Origin of the sequence: Methanosarcina spelaei (assembly GCF_002287235.1) — an archaeon.
In the GTDB taxonomy this organism is placed as follows: Archaea; Halobacteriota; Methanosarcinia; order Methanosarcinales; family Methanosarcinaceae; genus Methanosarcina; species Methanosarcina spelaei.
Genome location: NZ_LMVP01000468.1, coordinates 12,895 through 29,192 on the forward strand (window position 1 = coordinate 12,895; position 16,298 = coordinate 29,192).

At 39.7% G+C, this 16,298-nt stretch carries 18 protein-coding genes; all 18 read right to left on the reverse strand.

The window, feature by feature from the left end:
• Positions 1-68 precede the first annotated feature (68 nt).
• Positions 69-869 carry an exosome complex protein Rrp42 gene (gene rrp42, locus ASJ81_RS16665; RefSeq protein WP_095645340.1) on the reverse strand — a complete coding sequence of 267 codons (801 nt, stop codon included), beginning with the start codon at positions 867-869 and terminating at the stop codon, positions 69-71.
• Positions 853-2,382: an exosome complex exonuclease Rrp41 gene (gene rrp41 / locus ASJ81_RS16670; protein WP_095645341.1), complete on the reverse strand. Its 1,530-nt coding sequence runs from the start codon at positions 2,380-2,382 to the stop codon at positions 853-855. The genes rrp42 and rrp41 overlap by 17 nt, the downstream gene beginning before the upstream one ends.
• A gap of 68 nt (positions 2,383-2,450) precedes the next feature.
• On the reverse strand, positions 2,451-3,233 hold the full coding sequence (rrp4, locus tag ASJ81_RS16675; RefSeq protein ID WP_095645342.1) for an exosome complex RNA-binding protein Rrp4: 783 nt from the start codon (positions 3,231-3,233) through the stop codon (positions 2,451-2,453).
• A gap of 11 nt (positions 3,234-3,244) precedes the next feature.
• Positions 3,245-3,937 (reverse strand): ribosome assembly factor SBDS, encoded by a 693-nt coding sequence (locus tag ASJ81_RS16680; RefSeq protein ID WP_095645343.1) that lies wholly within the window; start codon positions 3,935-3,937, stop codon positions 3,245-3,247.
• Between the two features lie 79 nt (positions 3,938-4,016).
• On the reverse strand, positions 4,017-4,766 hold the full coding sequence (gene psmA, locus ASJ81_RS16685; protein ID WP_095645344.1) for an archaeal proteasome endopeptidase complex subunit alpha: 750 nt from the start codon (positions 4,764-4,766) through the stop codon (positions 4,017-4,019).
• Between the two features lie 939 nt (positions 4,767-5,705).
• Entirely contained in the window at positions 5,706-6,092 is a 387-nt protein-coding gene (locus tag ASJ81_RS16690; RefSeq protein WP_095645345.1) for an Rpp14/Pop5 family protein, read from the reverse strand.
• A complete protein-coding gene (gene rnp3, locus ASJ81_RS16695; protein WP_095645346.1) occupies positions 6,089-6,808 on the reverse strand; it encodes a ribonuclease P protein component 3 in 720 nt (239 codons plus the stop codon). The genes ASJ81_RS16690 and rnp3 overlap by 4 nt, the downstream gene beginning before the upstream one ends.
• The gene (locus tag ASJ81_RS16700; protein WP_095645347.1) at positions 6,801-7,244 is read right to left on the reverse strand and encodes an RNA-binding protein; all 444 of its coding nucleotides are present in this window, start codon (positions 7,242-7,244) and stop codon (positions 6,801-6,803) included. Before ASJ81_RS16700 ends, rnp3 begins: the two co-directional genes overlap by 8 nt.
• Entirely contained in the window at positions 7,241-7,831 is a 591-nt protein-coding gene (locus tag ASJ81_RS16705; RefSeq protein ID WP_170943369.1) for a 50S ribosomal protein L15e, read from the reverse strand. The genes ASJ81_RS16700 and ASJ81_RS16705 overlap by 4 nt, the downstream gene beginning before the upstream one ends.
• Before the next feature lie 379 nt (positions 7,832-8,210).
• Positions 8,211-8,411: a hypothetical protein gene (locus ASJ81_RS22320; protein ID WP_141241783.1), complete on the reverse strand. Its 201-nt coding sequence runs from the start codon at positions 8,409-8,411 to the stop codon at positions 8,211-8,213.
• A 663-nt stretch (positions 8,412-9,074) separates the two neighbouring features.
• Entirely contained in the window at positions 9,075-9,860 is a 786-nt protein-coding gene (locus ASJ81_RS16710; protein WP_095645349.1) for a hypothetical protein, read from the reverse strand.
• A gap of 215 nt (positions 9,861-10,075) precedes the next feature.
• Complete coding sequence (locus tag ASJ81_RS16715) at positions 10,076-11,182, reverse strand: hypothetical protein (protein WP_095645350.1); 1,107 nt, start codon at positions 11,180-11,182, stop codon at positions 10,076-10,078.
• Between the two features lie 530 nt (positions 11,183-11,712).
• Positions 11,713-12,204, reverse strand: coding sequence for an NADH-quinone oxidoreductase subunit B family protein (locus ASJ81_RS16720; protein ID WP_095645351.1), 492 nt, complete (start codon positions 12,202-12,204; stop codon positions 11,713-11,715).
• 654 nt (positions 12,205-12,858) lie between these two features.
• Positions 12,859-13,206: a carboxymuconolactone decarboxylase family protein gene (locus tag ASJ81_RS16725; protein ID WP_095645352.1), complete on the reverse strand. Its 348-nt coding sequence runs from the start codon at positions 13,204-13,206 to the stop codon at positions 12,859-12,861.
• A 374-nt stretch (positions 13,207-13,580) separates the two neighbouring features.
• The gene (locus ASJ81_RS16730) at positions 13,581-13,802 is read right to left on the reverse strand and encodes a DUF2180 family protein (protein ID WP_048106839.1); all 222 of its coding nucleotides are present in this window, start codon (positions 13,800-13,802) and stop codon (positions 13,581-13,583) included.
• Between the two features lie 11 nt (positions 13,803-13,813).
• Complete coding sequence (locus tag ASJ81_RS16735) at positions 13,814-14,044, reverse strand: DUF2180 family protein (RefSeq protein ID WP_095645353.1); 231 nt, start codon at positions 14,042-14,044, stop codon at positions 13,814-13,816.
• Between the two features lie 93 nt (positions 14,045-14,137).
• The gene (locus tag ASJ81_RS16740; protein WP_095645354.1) at positions 14,138-14,266 is read right to left on the reverse strand and encodes a desulfoferrodoxin FeS4 iron-binding domain-containing protein; all 129 of its coding nucleotides are present in this window, start codon (positions 14,264-14,266) and stop codon (positions 14,138-14,140) included.
• A 262-nt stretch (positions 14,267-14,528) separates the two neighbouring features.
• Entirely contained in the window at positions 14,529-14,651 is a 123-nt protein-coding gene (locus ASJ81_RS24280) for a hypothetical protein (RefSeq protein WP_268989118.1), read from the reverse strand.
• Positions 14,652-16,298 lie beyond the last annotated feature (1,647 nt).

The window sequence follows — 16,298 nt, forward strand, 5'->3', positions numbered from 1 at the left end:
TCACATTTGAACGTATACTTAGACCGTAATACTGCATTTAATATTTATACTTAATTAGTCCTGCTTTGTCATTCCTTCTTTACCAGTTCTTCCAGGTAAAGCTCCCTGAGTTCGGCTGCCTTTTCGCATGCCATATCTATTGCTTCCAGCACCTCAGCCTCGGTGAACGGAGCAGGACCCATTTTCTGCATGCCTGCGATAGATCCGTCAGAACTTGAGACCACAGTTAGTTTTGTCTCACAAACCGCTTCCTCATCCAGTGATGGATCCACCATCAGCTTTGAACCGATTTTGGCAAGAGTCACACCCACAGGCATCTCTTTCATTGCAAGAGGTACGTCCGCACCGATTCCCTGCTGCTCATTCGGGACGACTGTAGTCATAAGAGCCGCAATAGCAGCGAGACAGGATGCATCAATGACATTTCCGTCATCATTGAGGACATGAACATCTATATAGATGATCCAGACGGATTCTCCAACGCTTATGCAAAGCTTCTTTATATCAATTGCGCCTGCTTCCCTGATTCCTCTGTCTACAACCCTTGCCATTTCGATTGCTTCTTCTCTGGGTGGGCCTGGCTCAAACTCAGGGGAAGCAATAGGATTGAGTTCCAGATTAGTAATAATTACGCCTTCGTCCTGAGAATCCGGAAAAGGAGTTCCTGGCTGTAGCTTAACCCCCACAAGAACCTGAGTGTCTCCAAGGGTTACCTTTGCCGAGCCCTCGGCTTTTGAGATAACATTCGTTTCGAGCTTGATATCCCTGAAATCTTTAAATCCACGTCCATCCTGGCGCTTTCCCTTAATCATAAGGTTGTAAATATAATCCTTCTTAAGCGTAGCAATAACTTCACTCATCGTTTTCACCTCTGCTTCCGGATTCAGAGGGGTCTTTAACTACCTTCCAGGGCCCTTTGCACTCCTCTTCAGGCTCTTCTACTATCTGTTCAAGAGCCTCTTTCCTGGACTCGGCTTCGGACTCTATCCCTGGCTCAGATTCAAAAGTTCCTTTTGAAACAACCTCTTCCGTCCCATCGTTTTCTTCGGGCTGCACTTCTTCTTCTTCAGACTGTACTTCCTCTTCAGGCTGCACTTCTTCTTCAGACTGTACTTCCTCTTCAGGCTGGATTTCCTGCTCAAGCTGAGACTCTTCTTCAACCTCTGCCTTTTCTTCTTCAAGCTGAGTTTCTACTTCAGGCTGAGCTTCCTCATCAGCAGATTCCTTTATCTCGGGCTCAACTTCTGTTTCGTCTTCAGAAACGTTTTCTTCAAACTCAGACTCTTCAAGCTCTTCAGGTTCGGGAACTTCCTCAAAAGAAGCCTCAAAAGCAGATTCAAACTCAGCTTCGTCCTCAAATGCCTCTTCTTCAGTTTCCTTTTCTTTAATTTCGGCTTCAATAACTTCTTTTAAGGCTTCTCCTTCTACTACTTCAGCCTCAGCATCTTTAATTATCTTTTCAACCTTGTCGCATTCAGGAGCCTCTTCATTAACAGCACAGGCTTCAACGGTTTCTTCGGAGAGCTCTTCCTCAGGCTCCTTGGCTTCCTCAATAATTTTTTCTACAAGTGCTGCCTCGGGAGCATATTCAAGAGAAGGTTCCGTTTCTACAGCTTCTAGTTCACTCTCTTCAGCTTCTTCAGTGACTTCGGCTTCAGGCTCTTCAACAGGAGTCTCAAACTTCTTTCTCAGTACTGCCTGCTGAATTTCAAGGATTTCTTTGCAGCCTTTTTTAACAAGCTCAAAACCTTTCCGAATTTCATCAGGAGTTAGGTTCCCGTCCATCTGAAGCAGGGTAATTTCTCCATCCTGTGTCATTGCAACAGGAAAATCAGCCTCACCATGATTATCCTCTTCTTTATTGAGGTCAAGCACAATCTGCCCGTCGACTTTTCCAAAAGCACATGAAGTAACCAGCCCTTTCATAGGAATGCCTGCATCTGCAAGCGCTATGCTTGAGGCATTAATTGCTGCTGTCCTTGTCCCTGCATCAGCCTGAAGTACTTCCACAAAAATATCGATTGCAGTTTTTGGGAAAAGCTCTGCCATAATAACTGGTTCAAAAGCTTCCCTGGAAACTTTTGAAATTTCAATGCTCCGCCTGCTGGGTCCGGGCCTGGCACGGTCTTCCACAGAAAAAGAAGCCATGTTATATTTATAACGTATAACTGCGGTATCTGCGCGCTGTGAACGACGGGGGTGCGCTTCTCTCGGGCCAAATACACCCACGAGGACCTTATTCCTTCCCCACTCAAGATAACATGAACCGTCGGCTCGCGAAAGAACGCCGATCTCGATTTTCATGGGCCTGATTTCATCCGCATGCCTCCCGTCAAGGCGCAGCCCATCGTCAGTGATTAATTTTTCAGGTTTATCACTCATACTTAAATCTCCAAAAAACTCCTAACAACTACTTTACAGAAGCTTCCCTAAAATCGCCTATCCAGAACTCAGTTGTTCGGATCCAGCAGTACATCGATCTTCCTGTAAATCTCCTCGGAATGATCTTCTTTTGGTACTTTTACCTCTTTCTTACCACTTTTGAAAAACTTGGCGGGCTTTGCCTCTTTCTGCTTGCTTCGCTCATCTTTCAAAAAGTTATATATCCTGTCTGTCAGTCCTGAACGCTGGGCTTCAGCTTCAATCTTCCGGAGAGCTTTACTTAAAAGTTCCACATCGTCGTCCTTTCCATCGATCCATATTCTGCCGTTCTGGCCAACGAAAATGCTGCAGTTTGTTTCTTTCTTCAGCATTGAGATCATGGAACCACCATGTCCTATCACACGTGGGACTTTCACAGGCTCAACTTCAACAATCTGGCCTGTTCTCAGTTTATGGAAGCTCGAATCCCTGAGGGTAAGCTCGACTTTCATAGAATCGTCTACGTCTTTTACTCTAAGGATTATAGAGTCACCTACGTCCAGAACTTCACGCATCTCCCGGGACTCTATTCTTCTGGGATACTCGGATACATGGAACAGGCCATCATAAGGAGAAGCAATATCCATTATCCAGTTGGATGGCGTAACCACAATAACGATCCCGATCACCACATCATTTACGGAAGGAATATAAACTCCCGCAAGAGGGATCACTCCAACTTTATCCTCTTTGAGATTTTCAATACCACAAAATAAAGAATAGATCTTGTCATTCTTGACATAAGTCCCGTATCCGGTTTTTCTCGAATTATCGGATAGCAGGTCACCAGGGATCACTATTTTTTTATCCATCCAACATCCTCTTATAAAAGTTTAGTTTGAGCCTCTCCCTTAGTAAGATGATTTATAAGAGCGTAAAAATCAGTCTGGACTCCTGCCGGAATTCTTACTACTGCAATCCAGGAGCCGTCACGCTGCCATTCTTCTTTCGTAATACTTCCTATCTTGGAAATATCTCCGTATGCTTTGGGAGCATATTCGGGAGGGATTTTCACAGCAATACTGATCTCTTCAAAGCGTATAGGTATAAGCGGACGAATGGCTTTCATTGTAATATTGACCAGCTGATCTACGCTTTTTAAGGGGTCTATGTGCACCTTTGCCTCTTCCATTGCCTTTTCGATCCGTGCGGGAGGATGAGGTGCTTTTGTTTGGGGGTTTATTGCGTTCCTGGAAATGGTATAGATAACTTTCTTCTTTTTTTCCTCAAGCATGCGTTTTCTCTGTTCAGCAGTGAGCTGAAGCTCCCCGCTTTTCAGGATCACGGCAGCAATCTTGAAGGGGTCCGTTGTCTCAAAGGCATTGAGAATGTCGGACTCTGCTGCTCGGTCCCCTCGGTTTGCGTCTTCGAAGATAGTTTCAACTGCCAGAATGTCTTCAAGGCTTACTTCTTCTCCTCGCTTGTAGGCCAGAGCTCCTTCGGGCTCGACCAGAACTTCGAAGTGTTTACTGCCTCTCTTAAGCCGTGCAGTCACTGCCTCGTCCAGGGACACCATTTTCAAATACCTTCTCCAAAATATAATTTTGAGAATCCGAAGATTCTCTGAGTACTCAATCTCAAATGTTATATAGATTTTATTCTTTGTGTTCAGTTTCCTTGTGTTTTGCAAGGATCTGCTGGACGTAATTCTCAACTTCTTCAGGAACTAATTTCCTGAATTTCTTATCCTGAAGCGACACAATACCTACCTCAAGGGTAGACGCATCGAATTTGCCTTCAGCAGCTCTATAGAGTGCATCCATACCTAGAAGGATAGCCGCGTCTATATTCATATCTTGCTTGTACTCTGCTTCAAAGACCTCAACCACTGCGTTTCTGCCTGCACCTATAGCTGTTGCCTTGTACTCCAGAAGAGCACCGCTTGGGTCAGTCTCAAAAAGTCTTGGCAAATTGTCGTCCACGCCTGCAATAAGAAGTGCAGTCCCATATGGGCGAACTCCACCATACTGAGTGTAAGTTTGCTTGTGGTCACAAATTTTCTTGGAGATAACCTCCACACCTATGGGTTCATCATAAGAAACCCTGTTAACCTGCGCTTCTACACGGGCTCTGTCAACAAGGGAGCGGGCATCTGCCACAAGCCCCGAGGTTGCAGCGCCTATGTGGTCGTCAATCTGAAAAATTTTTTCGATTGACTCGGCTTCCACAAGCCTGCTGGTTATTCGCTTGTCAACGAGCAGCACTACCCCGTCAGCTGCCTTGATTCCCACGGCTGTTGTTCCCCTCTTGACCGCTTCGCGGGCGTATTCTACCTGAAAAAGTCTTCCATCAGGGCTGAAAACCGTAATTGCCCTGTCATAGCCCATCTGTGGTGCCATCTGCATATTCCGTATCTCCCTTAGTTTTTATTTTATATTGTTGTCATCTTCCCGGCAAGAAACCGGTCTTTTTTCCTTAGGATTTCTATCCGCAGGCTCGTAGCTAAATCACTGCCCTCCCAAAAAAGGCTTTGGTCAGTGATAAACTGCTACGAGGATATCCCGAAAATTCAGGAGCTTAAAGTCCCCGACCCAGCATTCAGGTAAGGAAACCGATTTTTGATTTCCTATAACGTATCTCTTCCTTATTAGAGTTTTTTACCTTTTATTCAAAACTTCCAATCCTGAAATACTTTTTTTTTGGACGAAACCTGCTGGAAATACTTCGGTTACAGGGAATTCAAAGGCACTTCTACCCTGCAAAACTTCTATCCTGCAAAGTACGTTTTCCATAATATAGGTTCGCGCACTTTAGGAGCCTTTTTAAAAGTTTTTAAGGTCCAGTTCCAAGGTTAACTAAGTCCGCTAATAAAGTGTATTTACTCAGTTATAATGCTTGTGAAACCCGAAATTTCCCGGTGCTTAAGCCGTATTCTAAGCCCTCCATAAAAGGGTTTTTGCTTCCACCGTTTCACTCTATCCAGGTTTCAATCTGCGTTTCGATCAGACCCGCAATCGTTTGAATTTTCTCCGGACCAGCTATTTTTCTGTCAATCAGCTTTGCCAATCAATGTTATACCTGTTACACTAATATACTCATTAATATACTAATTCATCATAGTATATATCAGACAGCGTCCTGACAGTTTTTATAATAGTTTCCTTAAAGCCTCAAAGCCGAGTATTCTCAAGACTGAAACAAAGCCACTAACCGGAAAAGCTGCTTAATTTACTTTCCCAGATCCTGAAAACTTGAAGTTTTTAAATACCTGGGCTTTAACATTCCCGAATTATAAATTCATTTTTTCTGAGCCCCGCAGTTGAGCTTTTCTGAACCTACTCAACTTATAATTCTCCAGCCTTTTTGAAGTTAACCTTGAGTTCGGGCTCAAAGGTCGTATGATTCCGAAGAAATTTCTCGGTTGCCCTTTTAATCGTGCCTGAAGTTCCAAGTATATGTACAGTTGCCCTTTTTCCATTTACCCATGTGAGCGTTGCCAGAGATGCTCTGGTTTCTTTCACTTTCGCATGTGAACACTGAGCAATACCTTTTGAGTCTTCAAACCCGAGCACCTTAATATCACACTCACTTGCAGTGACGTCTCCAATCAAGGAAGAAGCCGAAAACATAACCTCTTTGATTAAATCATTCCTGCTGACTGGTGCCTCGGAAATCAGTTCAAAGGCCAGATAACGTTTTTTCGCACGAAGCGAAGGGAGCAGGCGTTTCAAAAGTAATCTCCCTCCTCAATTACCTCAATGCCTTCTCTAATATAGCCTGGACCAGGCCGATTCCTTGAGATTATTATTTCAGGCACAATAGTAATGGCTTCAAGGGCCTCATCTTCTTCAAGCCCGCAGATTTCAGCCAGTGCAAGAATCTCCATGGGAGAACGAAGGTCAAAACATGACATTGCATCGCTTGAAAGGACAAGGGGAACATCGTACTTTCTGGCAAGGTCAAGGTTTGCTCTAAGATCAGACAGCAGACGAACTCGCCTTTGTCCTCTTGAATGAAGGAGAGGCCTTATTGTCAAGCCGATTGCAACATCATTATCAGCTGCAGCCTTTGCAAGCACCTGGTTTAACCCACTGCTTTTAGCAAAAGCTGGGTGGTTCAGGATATCTACTTTCGGGTTTTCCAGAGCAGCCCTGTTGACAGTCTCTGAACCTCCATGCACTATCAGGACATCTACGAATTTCCTGAATTTTCCAATAAGTCCGTGAAGTTTTGAGGGGTTTTCTTCTGCAAGCTCGACTCCTCTAAAAATCTCAAATTCATTAGTAGAGGGTAACACAGGTTGCGATAGAGGAAGTTTATCCGAGTGGTTTGTAAGCGCAATCCCACTGTACCCCAAATGTCGGGAAAGAGCAGCAAGTTGTTCAGCCGTATTCTCCCCGTCAGGCACTGCATGAATGCAAAAATCGTAGAATTTAGGTTTACCCAAACAACTCCTCCACGATAGCTCCGGCTTTTTCCCGGTTTTTCGGATAAGTCTCGATCTTGACTTTTGCAGTGATCGCATCCGAGGAATCAGTTAGCTTCACTTTCTGCAGGTATGCCGCCTGCTTGTCAAAGCGAAGATAAAAGACCTGATCATCGTCCAGCCTCTCGGGCATTTCTTCCCTGAGCCTTGCTACGTCTTCTTCGGAAAAGTTCTCCCGGACAAAATGGGCAAAACTCAGACAGTCTGCCTTTCTTTTAAGCTGTACGCTCAGAATAGTAATAGGATTTCCATGATGCCCTTCAGCCTGGAGCTCATCAATCAGTTTGCTCCCTTCCCGTACGCCGGCACCGGATAAAAAAAAGTCCAGAGCCATACGGGCTCTGGACACGTCTTCGGTTGCGTGGGCGATCACACGCAGTATTATGTGATGAATCACTTGCCTCGACTCTTGTTTGCACGGATACTCGGTCTGGTCTTTTCAGTACCTTTTCCGCGTGTAGACATGCCTCTGCCCTTCTGGCCGGCACTGGTCTTACCCCTTGCAGCTCTATCCCTGACGGACGGATCGCATACCCAGTTCAGGTTCTTGTCGCTCTTTATTACAGGGTGGAAGGGGTCTACAAGAATGACTTCATACCACTTGTTCTTTCCGTCCTCCCCTACCCAGTAGGAGTTCAGGACTTCAAGGTTCGGGTATTTGCGGTCTGCACGGGCTTCGGCAATCCTCTGAATGCTCATGCCGCCTGTGATCTTGTTTACACCCATTCTCTGGGTCCTTCTTCCACGGTTGAACCTTGTTTTACCAAGTCCTCCGCGGCGTACTTTTACTCTGGCGACGACGATACCCTGCTTGGCTTTATATCCGAGAGAGCGTGCTTTGTCGATTCTTGTGGGCCTTTCGATTCTGGTCACAGATCCCTGCTTTCTCCAGACCTGCATGCGCTCCCAGCGGAGCTCGTTCACGTAAGTCTCACCAGGGGTTTTCCATGCATCACGTACGTATGTGTAAAAAGATTTTACCAATTTAAACACCAAGTTTCACTTATGTTTCACGGTTCAGCCCTGCTTGCAGGACCACATTCCAACGGGACCTAATCCCGAAAATGAAACATGGGATAAACTGAACCATCTGATTTAAAGCTTTGCCCGTGGATGGGCCAATTAAAAGTGAAATGCCTGGACAAAGGGAAAAGAGTGAATATTAAAAAATAGGAAATAAAGAGCAGTAATTTTGGAAAGAATTTAGTGAAATAAAAGTTAGATCTCAAGATAGTTCTCAGATGTAGAGAATAAACTACTGACCATTTATGTATTATAATATGTGAAGAAAAAATGCTTTCATTTTTTCAAATTCATTTTTATTCTAATTGCATCTTCCTCTGAAATCCAGTGCCCAGATCCATCAGGCTTTTCTCTTTTGGGATTGAACTCTGATGCTTGTCAGGTCTTCAAGTGCAAGGATATCATAAGGTATATTTACAATAGTTTTCGAGACGCGATGATTAATATCAGTCGAAACTGTTCTCTTTTCGTCTAATCTTCCTAAGAAGACATTTAGCAGATTTAGTGCCTTTGGACTGCAATTTCTGTCGAAGAAATGCATACTTAGCTCTAACTTTTTAATCTGTTTTCTATTAAAAAATGTTGTTAAAGCAGACTGCAATGTTCACAATGCTATGTCAATTCCGAGAACTCTATTTCCAGAAGGTTTAGGAGATTCTGTTCTGAAATTATGTGCAGAAAAAAACATCTTTTCTAACATCGTATTTCAGAGTAGAACTTCTAACTTTCAACTGATGTATTCTCTATAGTACTCAGGAACATTGAAAGTTGCTTTGATCCTTCTGTTAATTGTAGCGGGACTTACCTTTTCATGTTTCAGGTAATAAGTAATCACTATCAGTTAGATCTTGATAGAAGAGTAAGGTTTTGCAACTGAAGTTGTTGTAGACGGCAGCAAGGACATTGTAAAAGTTCTCAAGCTTATAGAGCTGCCTCACGAAATGTCGGCAAAGTTTAAAAACTTGTAGAAAAACAAAAAGCTGAGCCGTAAGAAATTTTGATGAGGTTTTAGAAGTAATATATTCTCGGTTTTCTACTGATGAGTTGGTGATGGATGCCGAGGTTTGCAATTTATAGTTTTATCTTTATTGTTATACTTTGCACAAAATTTGTGAGCGAATCCCGTTAATCACCCGCGACCTCAGTCGTGGTAGTAGTCACCAAATTTCCCTAATAAATTTTTAACTTTTAAATAAAAAAGTTTCTATGTTGATATAAAATTCTCGACAGCTGTTCTTTTCGTTCTATGATAGTGCCTTATATACAGGATACTTAGTGCAGGCATTAACAAGAAGAACCCCACCAGTCTTATGTTTGAGAGTATCTTAGACCAGAAAAATTGAATCATAAGCTCATCAATCAATCCCAGCCTCAACTTAATTGTTTGTACAATTACTGGAATAACAACACAAAGAAGTGGTAATAAAGCAATTAGTTTCATCTCTTTTGTGATCTTTGTTCTGTCATAATCTATCGAAGGCAATAAGTAAATAATCAAACTGATCGGAAAAATGATAATATAAGCTGTAAATTGGGGCAGCTGGTTATATGGAAAACCCATGTAGAATATTTTCTCAGTTGTAGGGTAGATTGCAACTTCCGCTAGCCTCTGAATCGGAAGCAGTAAAGCATAAACCAGAGAGTCAGGATGAGATTCATAGAGCATAAATCTAGCATACCCAAACACAACTACCATAGTTTGATACACAGCAGCGATTAGTAAAGGTACACAGCACAACACCTTTCTAATATCCTTCCTGCTCTGAACAATATTCTGTGCAATAGAGGCTATCGGTACAAAAAACAGAACAAGCATTCCTAGCGTTATCGCCAAGGCGACTAAGTCTAGACCAAAGTTAATTCCTGTCCCTATCGCTATACCCATTGTTAAAACAACAATAGCAAGCCATATATGTTGCATAACGAAAAGAAGGGCCTCTAAAGGCATCTTCTTCTTAACTTTTAAGAGGAACTGGCCAATAAAATCCATTTAGATCACCAACATTCCTATTGCCAACCATCATAAATCAAATAACTAACATTGAAAATAGATAGCACCTATAACTAAGTTATATACCTCAAATGGGTTCAAAAATACAGAAATGTTATTTCAGATATAGACTATCCCAGTAAAATCCATTCAATAAAAAAAGATGCCTTGAAAAGGCATCTTCTTAAAATATATACTCCATTTTTGAATCAACCTTATATGATATAATCATACAATCCATGGTTATACTTTGCTGTTTGCCGAACACATTGAGCCGTATAATACGCCACGTACATATCAGAACCAAATGTTTGGGGGTAATCATTCACCTTAGTCCAAATATAATCAAAATACTGAGAACTATAATCAGCATTATTCTTAGCTGCCTGCTCTGGATCAGTCACAGTAATAGACTGAGTATTGTTACTGACATAGTTACCAAACTTGTAAGTAGTACCGGCACCCCACTGATTGGAGATGTAAGTCTCATACAGCTCATGGTTAACACCAACGAACAGATTATCTAAGAAATTCCCAAACTGATCAACTGCTCCAGCTGAATGGAACGGGTTGCCGGTATCTGACAAATAGTGACTGGCAAGTCCAAAATCGTGATGTGCGTCCTCCATACGTCCATTAGCAACCCAGATTTGCGCAGTACCTGTAAAACCATCACATCTACCTGGTGCGCCTCCGATTTCCCAATCAGCATCCCAGTAATGATTATAGTACCTATATCCAGGAAGCTCAAAGCCAGGATCATCAGGGTCGTCAGCTGCATCTCTAGCATAATTTCTATAAGCAGACCCGTCACAAGCATAGTAAGCAAAATCTCTATGATTAGACTTTGCCCACTTTACCCCAACAACCGGATGTTCCTTTAAAGCCTCTTCTTCAATCATGGGGCCCAGCTTACTCATGAAAGCATAGTCATCCTTTGTGATTTTATCTGGATACCTATCCCATATGTCCTGCAGTCCAGCTTTATATTTTTTCTTCTCTTTTTCGGAAACCGTGAAGTTCTCAATATAATTCATCTTAATAGCTTGGCTTTCAGGATCCGTAGCAGCAAAAGCAAGTCCTCTGTAAGGCATACGCCTCACAACATCCGGTAAAGAAGCCTCTAACTCCAAGTAATCTGCAACTTTCTTCATTCCTTCTTCGCCCAGCTTAGCCTCCAAAGCCTCTATCTGTAACTGAGCACTATCTTTAATTATGTTGGTTTGCTGTTCTTCGGTCGAAGCTATTGCTGATGGTATTAATGCCATACCAAGCAGCATTGCCAAAACAAATATGCCTGTTCCGCTTTTATTAAATATCATATTTTATACTCCTTTTAACCCCAAGGAGGCAGAATCAGACAAGCTTAAATATTCGCACAGCTAAACATGATAACTGCCTCTTAGGGTATACTTTATGGAGTTCGTGTGGTACGGGAAATACTTTTGAACTCCATAAATTCCTCTTATTTAATTTCTTATAAGTTTTATGTCCACTCTCTCTAACAATGCAATTTTCAAGTGGATTTTGAGTTTGGATTACTTCATAATATTTTTATAGTTTGAGATTTGGCCATAAGTTATTTATTCGAGTATATGTCTTAACTCATATTCAAAAATAAGTATAAAAGAAAATATAATTTAATCTCAAGGTATAAAGGTCTTATTTAAGTTAACAAATAATAAATGTAGACTTGTTTATCTATATATTGTTTAATTCTGAGCCCTTCTTTTCTCCCAAAAGCAATAAAAGATAGAATAAAAAAGCATAGAAACCATAAAAATTAGCCGAATAAAAAATACAAATAAACAGATCATATGCAACTAAGTCAGACAAGCTACACACTTATACTTCAATATAGTGTACCCAGGGAATCACCAGACTCCATGACTTCTTTTCCTTTGAGTTTTATCTCTTCTCCTTTGATATTCCTTTTCTTCTTATCTTCCAGGATCGGAAGAGCTTCAACTATTCCATCAAGTATGGCTTCGGGTCTTGGACAACAACCCGGAACATATACGTCTACGGGGATGACCTGGTCCACTCCGCCTATTACATTATAACAACCATGGAAAATTCCACCTGTGGATGCACAGGCTCCGACTGCTATAACAACTTTTGGATCAGGAATCTGGTTATAGATATTTACAAGCACATTCACATTTTTGTAATTTACCGCACCCGTAACTATCATTATATCTGCTTGCTTGGGAGTACCGATGTTTAAAACACCGAATCTTTCAGCATCATATATAGGAGTAAGACAAGCAATTACTTCAATATCACAGCCATTACAACTGTTGCAATTCACGTGTATAATCCATGGAGATTTTGCTAACGCCATAAACATTTCTCTTTTGTGTTATTTTCATCGGAGCAACGGATAAGGTTATTACATTCACCCGGCATTCCATAGTGTATTAATCAATAGGAGTTTGAAACACATTCAAGTGACCTAAAATTTAGTGTAGCTCGATGAAAATTGAATACAATTAATAATTTATAGGAAATAGTTTTATATAAAGTTAATTATAAAAAGAAAATTTCAAACTGCTTTTTGTGGTTAAGAGAAAACTCCGAAGACTAAAAAGAAGCCTTCTCCAGTTTGAGTGAGTAATATGTCTCCAGTTTGAGTGAGTAATATGATCTCTTTTTGCTTGAAAGATAATAATGAGACTAAAAAATCCCAGATTGAAGTTCTGAGAATATCTAAAGAACGACATAGTTCTAAAAAAGAAATGTTCCTGTCAAATCAGAAGTTGATAAGAATTATAAGAGTTAAAATTTTTATCGATAAAAATTTTTCTCAATAGCATAAACCTATTGATTGCTTTACTTTAATTGTTACTCTTATTTTTTAATTGTTACTCTTATTACTTCTGAAAAAGTATTTATCAATCTCTGACTTGACAGAGCCGCCATACCATAAGTACATACTGAAAGTACATACCAGACGTATAATTTCACAAAAAATACATTGTCTAATGTATTAAATGTTTTATTTCAGTAATTTTAGGGCTTCTCGGCAAGCAGCAACAGCCGGAGCTCCTGATGTGATAAAGATAACATCCATAGCTTCCATGATTTCTTCCTTAGTGACTCCATGGTTAAGAGCACTTTTCATCTGCGCCACCGTACAGGTCTCACACTGTTTAGATGCCACAACTGCAAGAGCCATAAGTATTTTTGTTTTTGCAGACAGAGCCCCATCAGATAATAATTTTCCATCACAGCGTCTGTACTTTGAAAGAAACTCAGGGTCAAGTTCTTCAAGTGTTTCTAAGATGTGGGGCTTAAATCCCATTTTCTTTTCTATACTTTCTGTTACTGTTTTATGGTCTGCCAAATTATGCCACCTACCTATAAGCTAACATTAATTATTTTTATATTCAAAGGCAACTGTTAAATTAAGAGTAATACAAATTAAAGGTTATTCAACGTATGTTTGATTGGCGCAGATTCTTCAAAGAATATCGGATTGGCGTAAGCTCTTCAAAGAATATTTGATTGACGTAGATTCTTTAAAAAACATTTGATTAACACAGACTCTTCAATGAATAATTATTGAGTTTGTTCCAAAATTATTCCCGTTTCTTCTAGACCTACATGGTTCTTCTAGACCTACATTTATGAGTAGAGAGCTAATATTAACAGCACTCAATGGGAATACGCTGTTGGTATAAACACGAATAGTCGAGTTTTTGAAACCAGCTTGTTGCTTTAGACGCAGCCCATGTCTCCAAAAGTGATGTCAATGCACTCACGACACATCATTCTAGGAAGATCTTTCTTTAACGTCAAGTGGGGGAGTGGATATCCTCCTTTCATTGGCAACTCTACTTGTTTGATATGATCAATACAAAGTCCTTTTCCACAGACAATGCAAACACCTACTGCTTCATTTACTTTATTTTCTTCAGAGCAATCATAACATTTAAGCATTCTTGATCACCTCAACAAACCTCGTTAAACAAGCAGTTTTCCTTCAGGGCTTCATGACATGGAAGGCACAAAATTCTTTTAATGTGTTCAAGGTCAGGCTTCAGTTCAATAGGATAACTTCCTTCCCAGACAGGAGTTTCCTCACGAATAAGGTGCTCTTTGCAAACCCCTCTACCGCATGCAATACAAATTCCAACAGCGTCAGTATCTTTACCTTCTCTGGCGCATTCATAGCATTTCATAAGCTTTCCTCCAGGTGAAAAATTGTTCAGTTGCCAAAAAATTTTGTTAAAGTACGTGAAAGTATAATTTATTAATTAAGATGTACGTATGATTTATTCCTCACTGATAAGAGTCATTTCCTGGCCACAACAAACAAGAGTTCCTCCACCTGCTTCTTCTACTATGACTTCGTTACCGCATATCTCACAAAGATATCTTTCTCCTTTAGCAGATACACCCATAAACCTTTCACCTCGTTTTCTCTAAGTCATTATCTCAAAGCAGTTTAATAAACTCTCCCATTTCTAGAATTGTTCATTTTTTAAAAACAATTGGAAAAAATCAATTCGCTATGGGATGATACCTTAAAAGATATGTGTCTTTAAGTGCCTTGGAAGAATTACCAGACAGCAAAGCATTAACATTTTACACTTTTTTAAACACGGAGTGTGCTTGTTTTCTGACACTATTAAAGACTCACCCCACTAGCGGATAAGAGCCTGCTTACTTGCAGGTGTCAAGAAGACCTTTCTTTTTACCTCCTCTTTGTTCAGAGGGGTGTATCGGTTCAACTTTTGCGTCTTCATCCTTTGCTTCTGCCTTCTTTTCTTCTTTATGATGGGTCATAGATTCAACTCCCGAATCAGTTGTTCAATTACTGAGTCAGTTATTCAACACTTAATCAATTACACTTCTAACAACTTGTATAAACTTTATACTTTGATCAAGTATCCATCAACTTGTATAAACTTTATACTTTGATCAAGTATCCATCAACTTTCAATAAATATTTATTAATTTTCAATAAATATTTATTGATTTTCAAGAAATTCCCAGTTTTTATGTAATATTTAAATTACCCCTATAAACTGATCTTAGACACATTGACAGTTTTTCCCTATCCCTCCTTCTGGTCAGTAAAACATCAGTTAAATCAAATTTGAAGACATATATATTGGTCTAGAAATTTTTATTCCTGGGATTGCAAAATTTTAGATTGATTCTGCCAGCACCTAACCGATAGCAATCAAATTCCTTTCATGTTACAATAAACAATTTTCCCAGTAGTTACTCAATTATCCTCTTAATTATTTTAAATTATTTATATGAAAAATTGTTTATGAACAAAAGGCAGTCTAGCATAAAATATTTCAAAGTCGAACAATAGTTTTACGGTAGCAAAGTATGCTGGTTTTCTGTAAAATTATTTTTCCTTATGTACCATGTTTTACTGCAAAACCTACTATTGAAGTCTCTTCTAAAACAAATTTGTATTAAATGAGGAAAATAAAAAGAATAGTTAAGGAAGAAATGCTTCAGATCATAGAACTGACAGAACCTTAGATGTTGAGCTCATCCCAAAACCAATTTCATTCCCAAATTTGTCATACTATTTTCATATTAAAAATTAGAATGATTATTCAAAATTCAAGATTTTGGGATAGGCTCGTCAATAAGTTGCTTTAAATAAATAGATTAGACAGCTTTAAATGAAATAAACTAGACAAAAATTGAAAAATATCAAGGAGGAACATGAAGTGAGAAGGCCGTAGAAAGAATATGTAGGGAGTCCGAGATCCCAGTATTCATGGATCGTACCCAACAGCTCTTTAAACAGTGTTCCCCAAACGCTGTTCAAAGAAAGATAGGTGATTATCCAGGCAATCTTTAGGTGGTGTGGTAGATTCTAGTTTGCCCTTCTACTCGCCTTCACAACTCCATAATATACTAATAATTTGAATTATTTTAAATTATTTATATCAAAAATTCTTATCGAAAAAACATTTTTTTCAAGCAAAAAATTTTAATGTAAAAAATTATTCGGTATTTATATTTATAAATAAATATTTTTGAAAAAAATTAACGGTCAATGCCATCTATTCATGTTTCTATATTGCTAAACCTTATCGTAAATTCTGTTGCTTGATCCCTTTAAGCACTATATGCCTATCTATTTGCTTAATAAGAATATTTACAAGCTATGTACTAAGAATATTTAATTTTCAAAACCAATTTTTTTGAGAATGACAACATCGTTATCTTAAATGATTGTGTGTGTCCGGTAATAAGAGGAGCAAAAAAATTCATATTTCAGATGATATCCCGTTAGTTAAAAATTATACAATACTCAAAAAGCACGTTGAAAAAATTGAATGAACCTGGAAGATTTTTATTCCTGTTACTTTATCCCGATACGGTAGCTCAAAAATATACTGTATCCTAGCTTCGGCAGGTTAACGCAACTAGAGGTATATATTTTCATATTCCTCTCCC

What these genes read in the sequence shown, in the direction of transcription:
- ASJ81_RS16740 (WP_095645354.1), bottom strand. Translation starts at nt 14,266, where the DNA reads ATGGGTGTATCTGCTAAAGGAGAAAGATATCTTTGTGAGATATGCGGT.
- psmA (WP_095645344.1), bottom strand. Translation starts at nt 4,766, where the DNA reads ATGCAGATGGCACCACAGATGGGCTATGACAGGGCAATTACGGTTTTC.
- ASJ81_RS16710 (WP_095645349.1), bottom strand. Translation starts at nt 9,860, where the DNA reads ATGGATTTTATTGGCCAGTTCCTCTTAAAAGTTAAGAAGAAGATGCCT.
- ASJ81_RS16735 (WP_095645353.1), bottom strand. Translation starts at nt 14,044, where the DNA reads ATGAAATGCTATGAATGCGCCAGAGAAGGTAAAGATACTGACGCTGTT.
- ASJ81_RS16715 (WP_095645350.1), bottom strand. Translation starts at nt 11,182, where the DNA reads ATGATATTTAATAAAAGCGGAACAGGCATATTTGTTTTGGCAATGCTG.
- rrp41 (WP_095645341.1), bottom strand. Translation starts at nt 2,382, where the DNA reads ATGAGTGATAAACCTGAAAAATTAATCACTGACGATGGGCTGCGCCTT.
- ASJ81_RS24280 (WP_268989118.1), bottom strand. Translation starts at nt 14,651, where the DNA reads ATGACCCATCATAAAGAAGAAAAGAAGGCAGAAGCAAAGGATGAAGAC.
- ASJ81_RS16730 (WP_048106839.1), bottom strand. Translation starts at nt 13,802, where the DNA reads ATGCTTAAATGTTATGATTGCTCTGAAGAAAATAAAGTAAATGAAGCA.
- ASJ81_RS16680 (WP_095645343.1), bottom strand. Translation starts at nt 3,937, where the DNA reads ATGGTGTCCCTGGACGAGGCAGTGACTGCACGGCTTAAGAGAGGCAGT.
- ASJ81_RS16720 (WP_095645351.1), bottom strand. Translation starts at nt 12,204, where the DNA reads ATGGCGTTAGCAAAATCTCCATGGATTATACACGTGAATTGCAACAGT.
- ASJ81_RS22320 (WP_141241783.1), bottom strand. Translation starts at nt 8,411, where the DNA reads ATGCATTTCTTCGACAGAAATTGCAGTCCAAAGGCACTAAATCTGCTA.
- rrp4 (WP_095645342.1), bottom strand. Translation starts at nt 3,233, where the DNA reads ATGGATAAAAAAATAGTGATCCCTGGTGACCTGCTATCCGATAATTCG.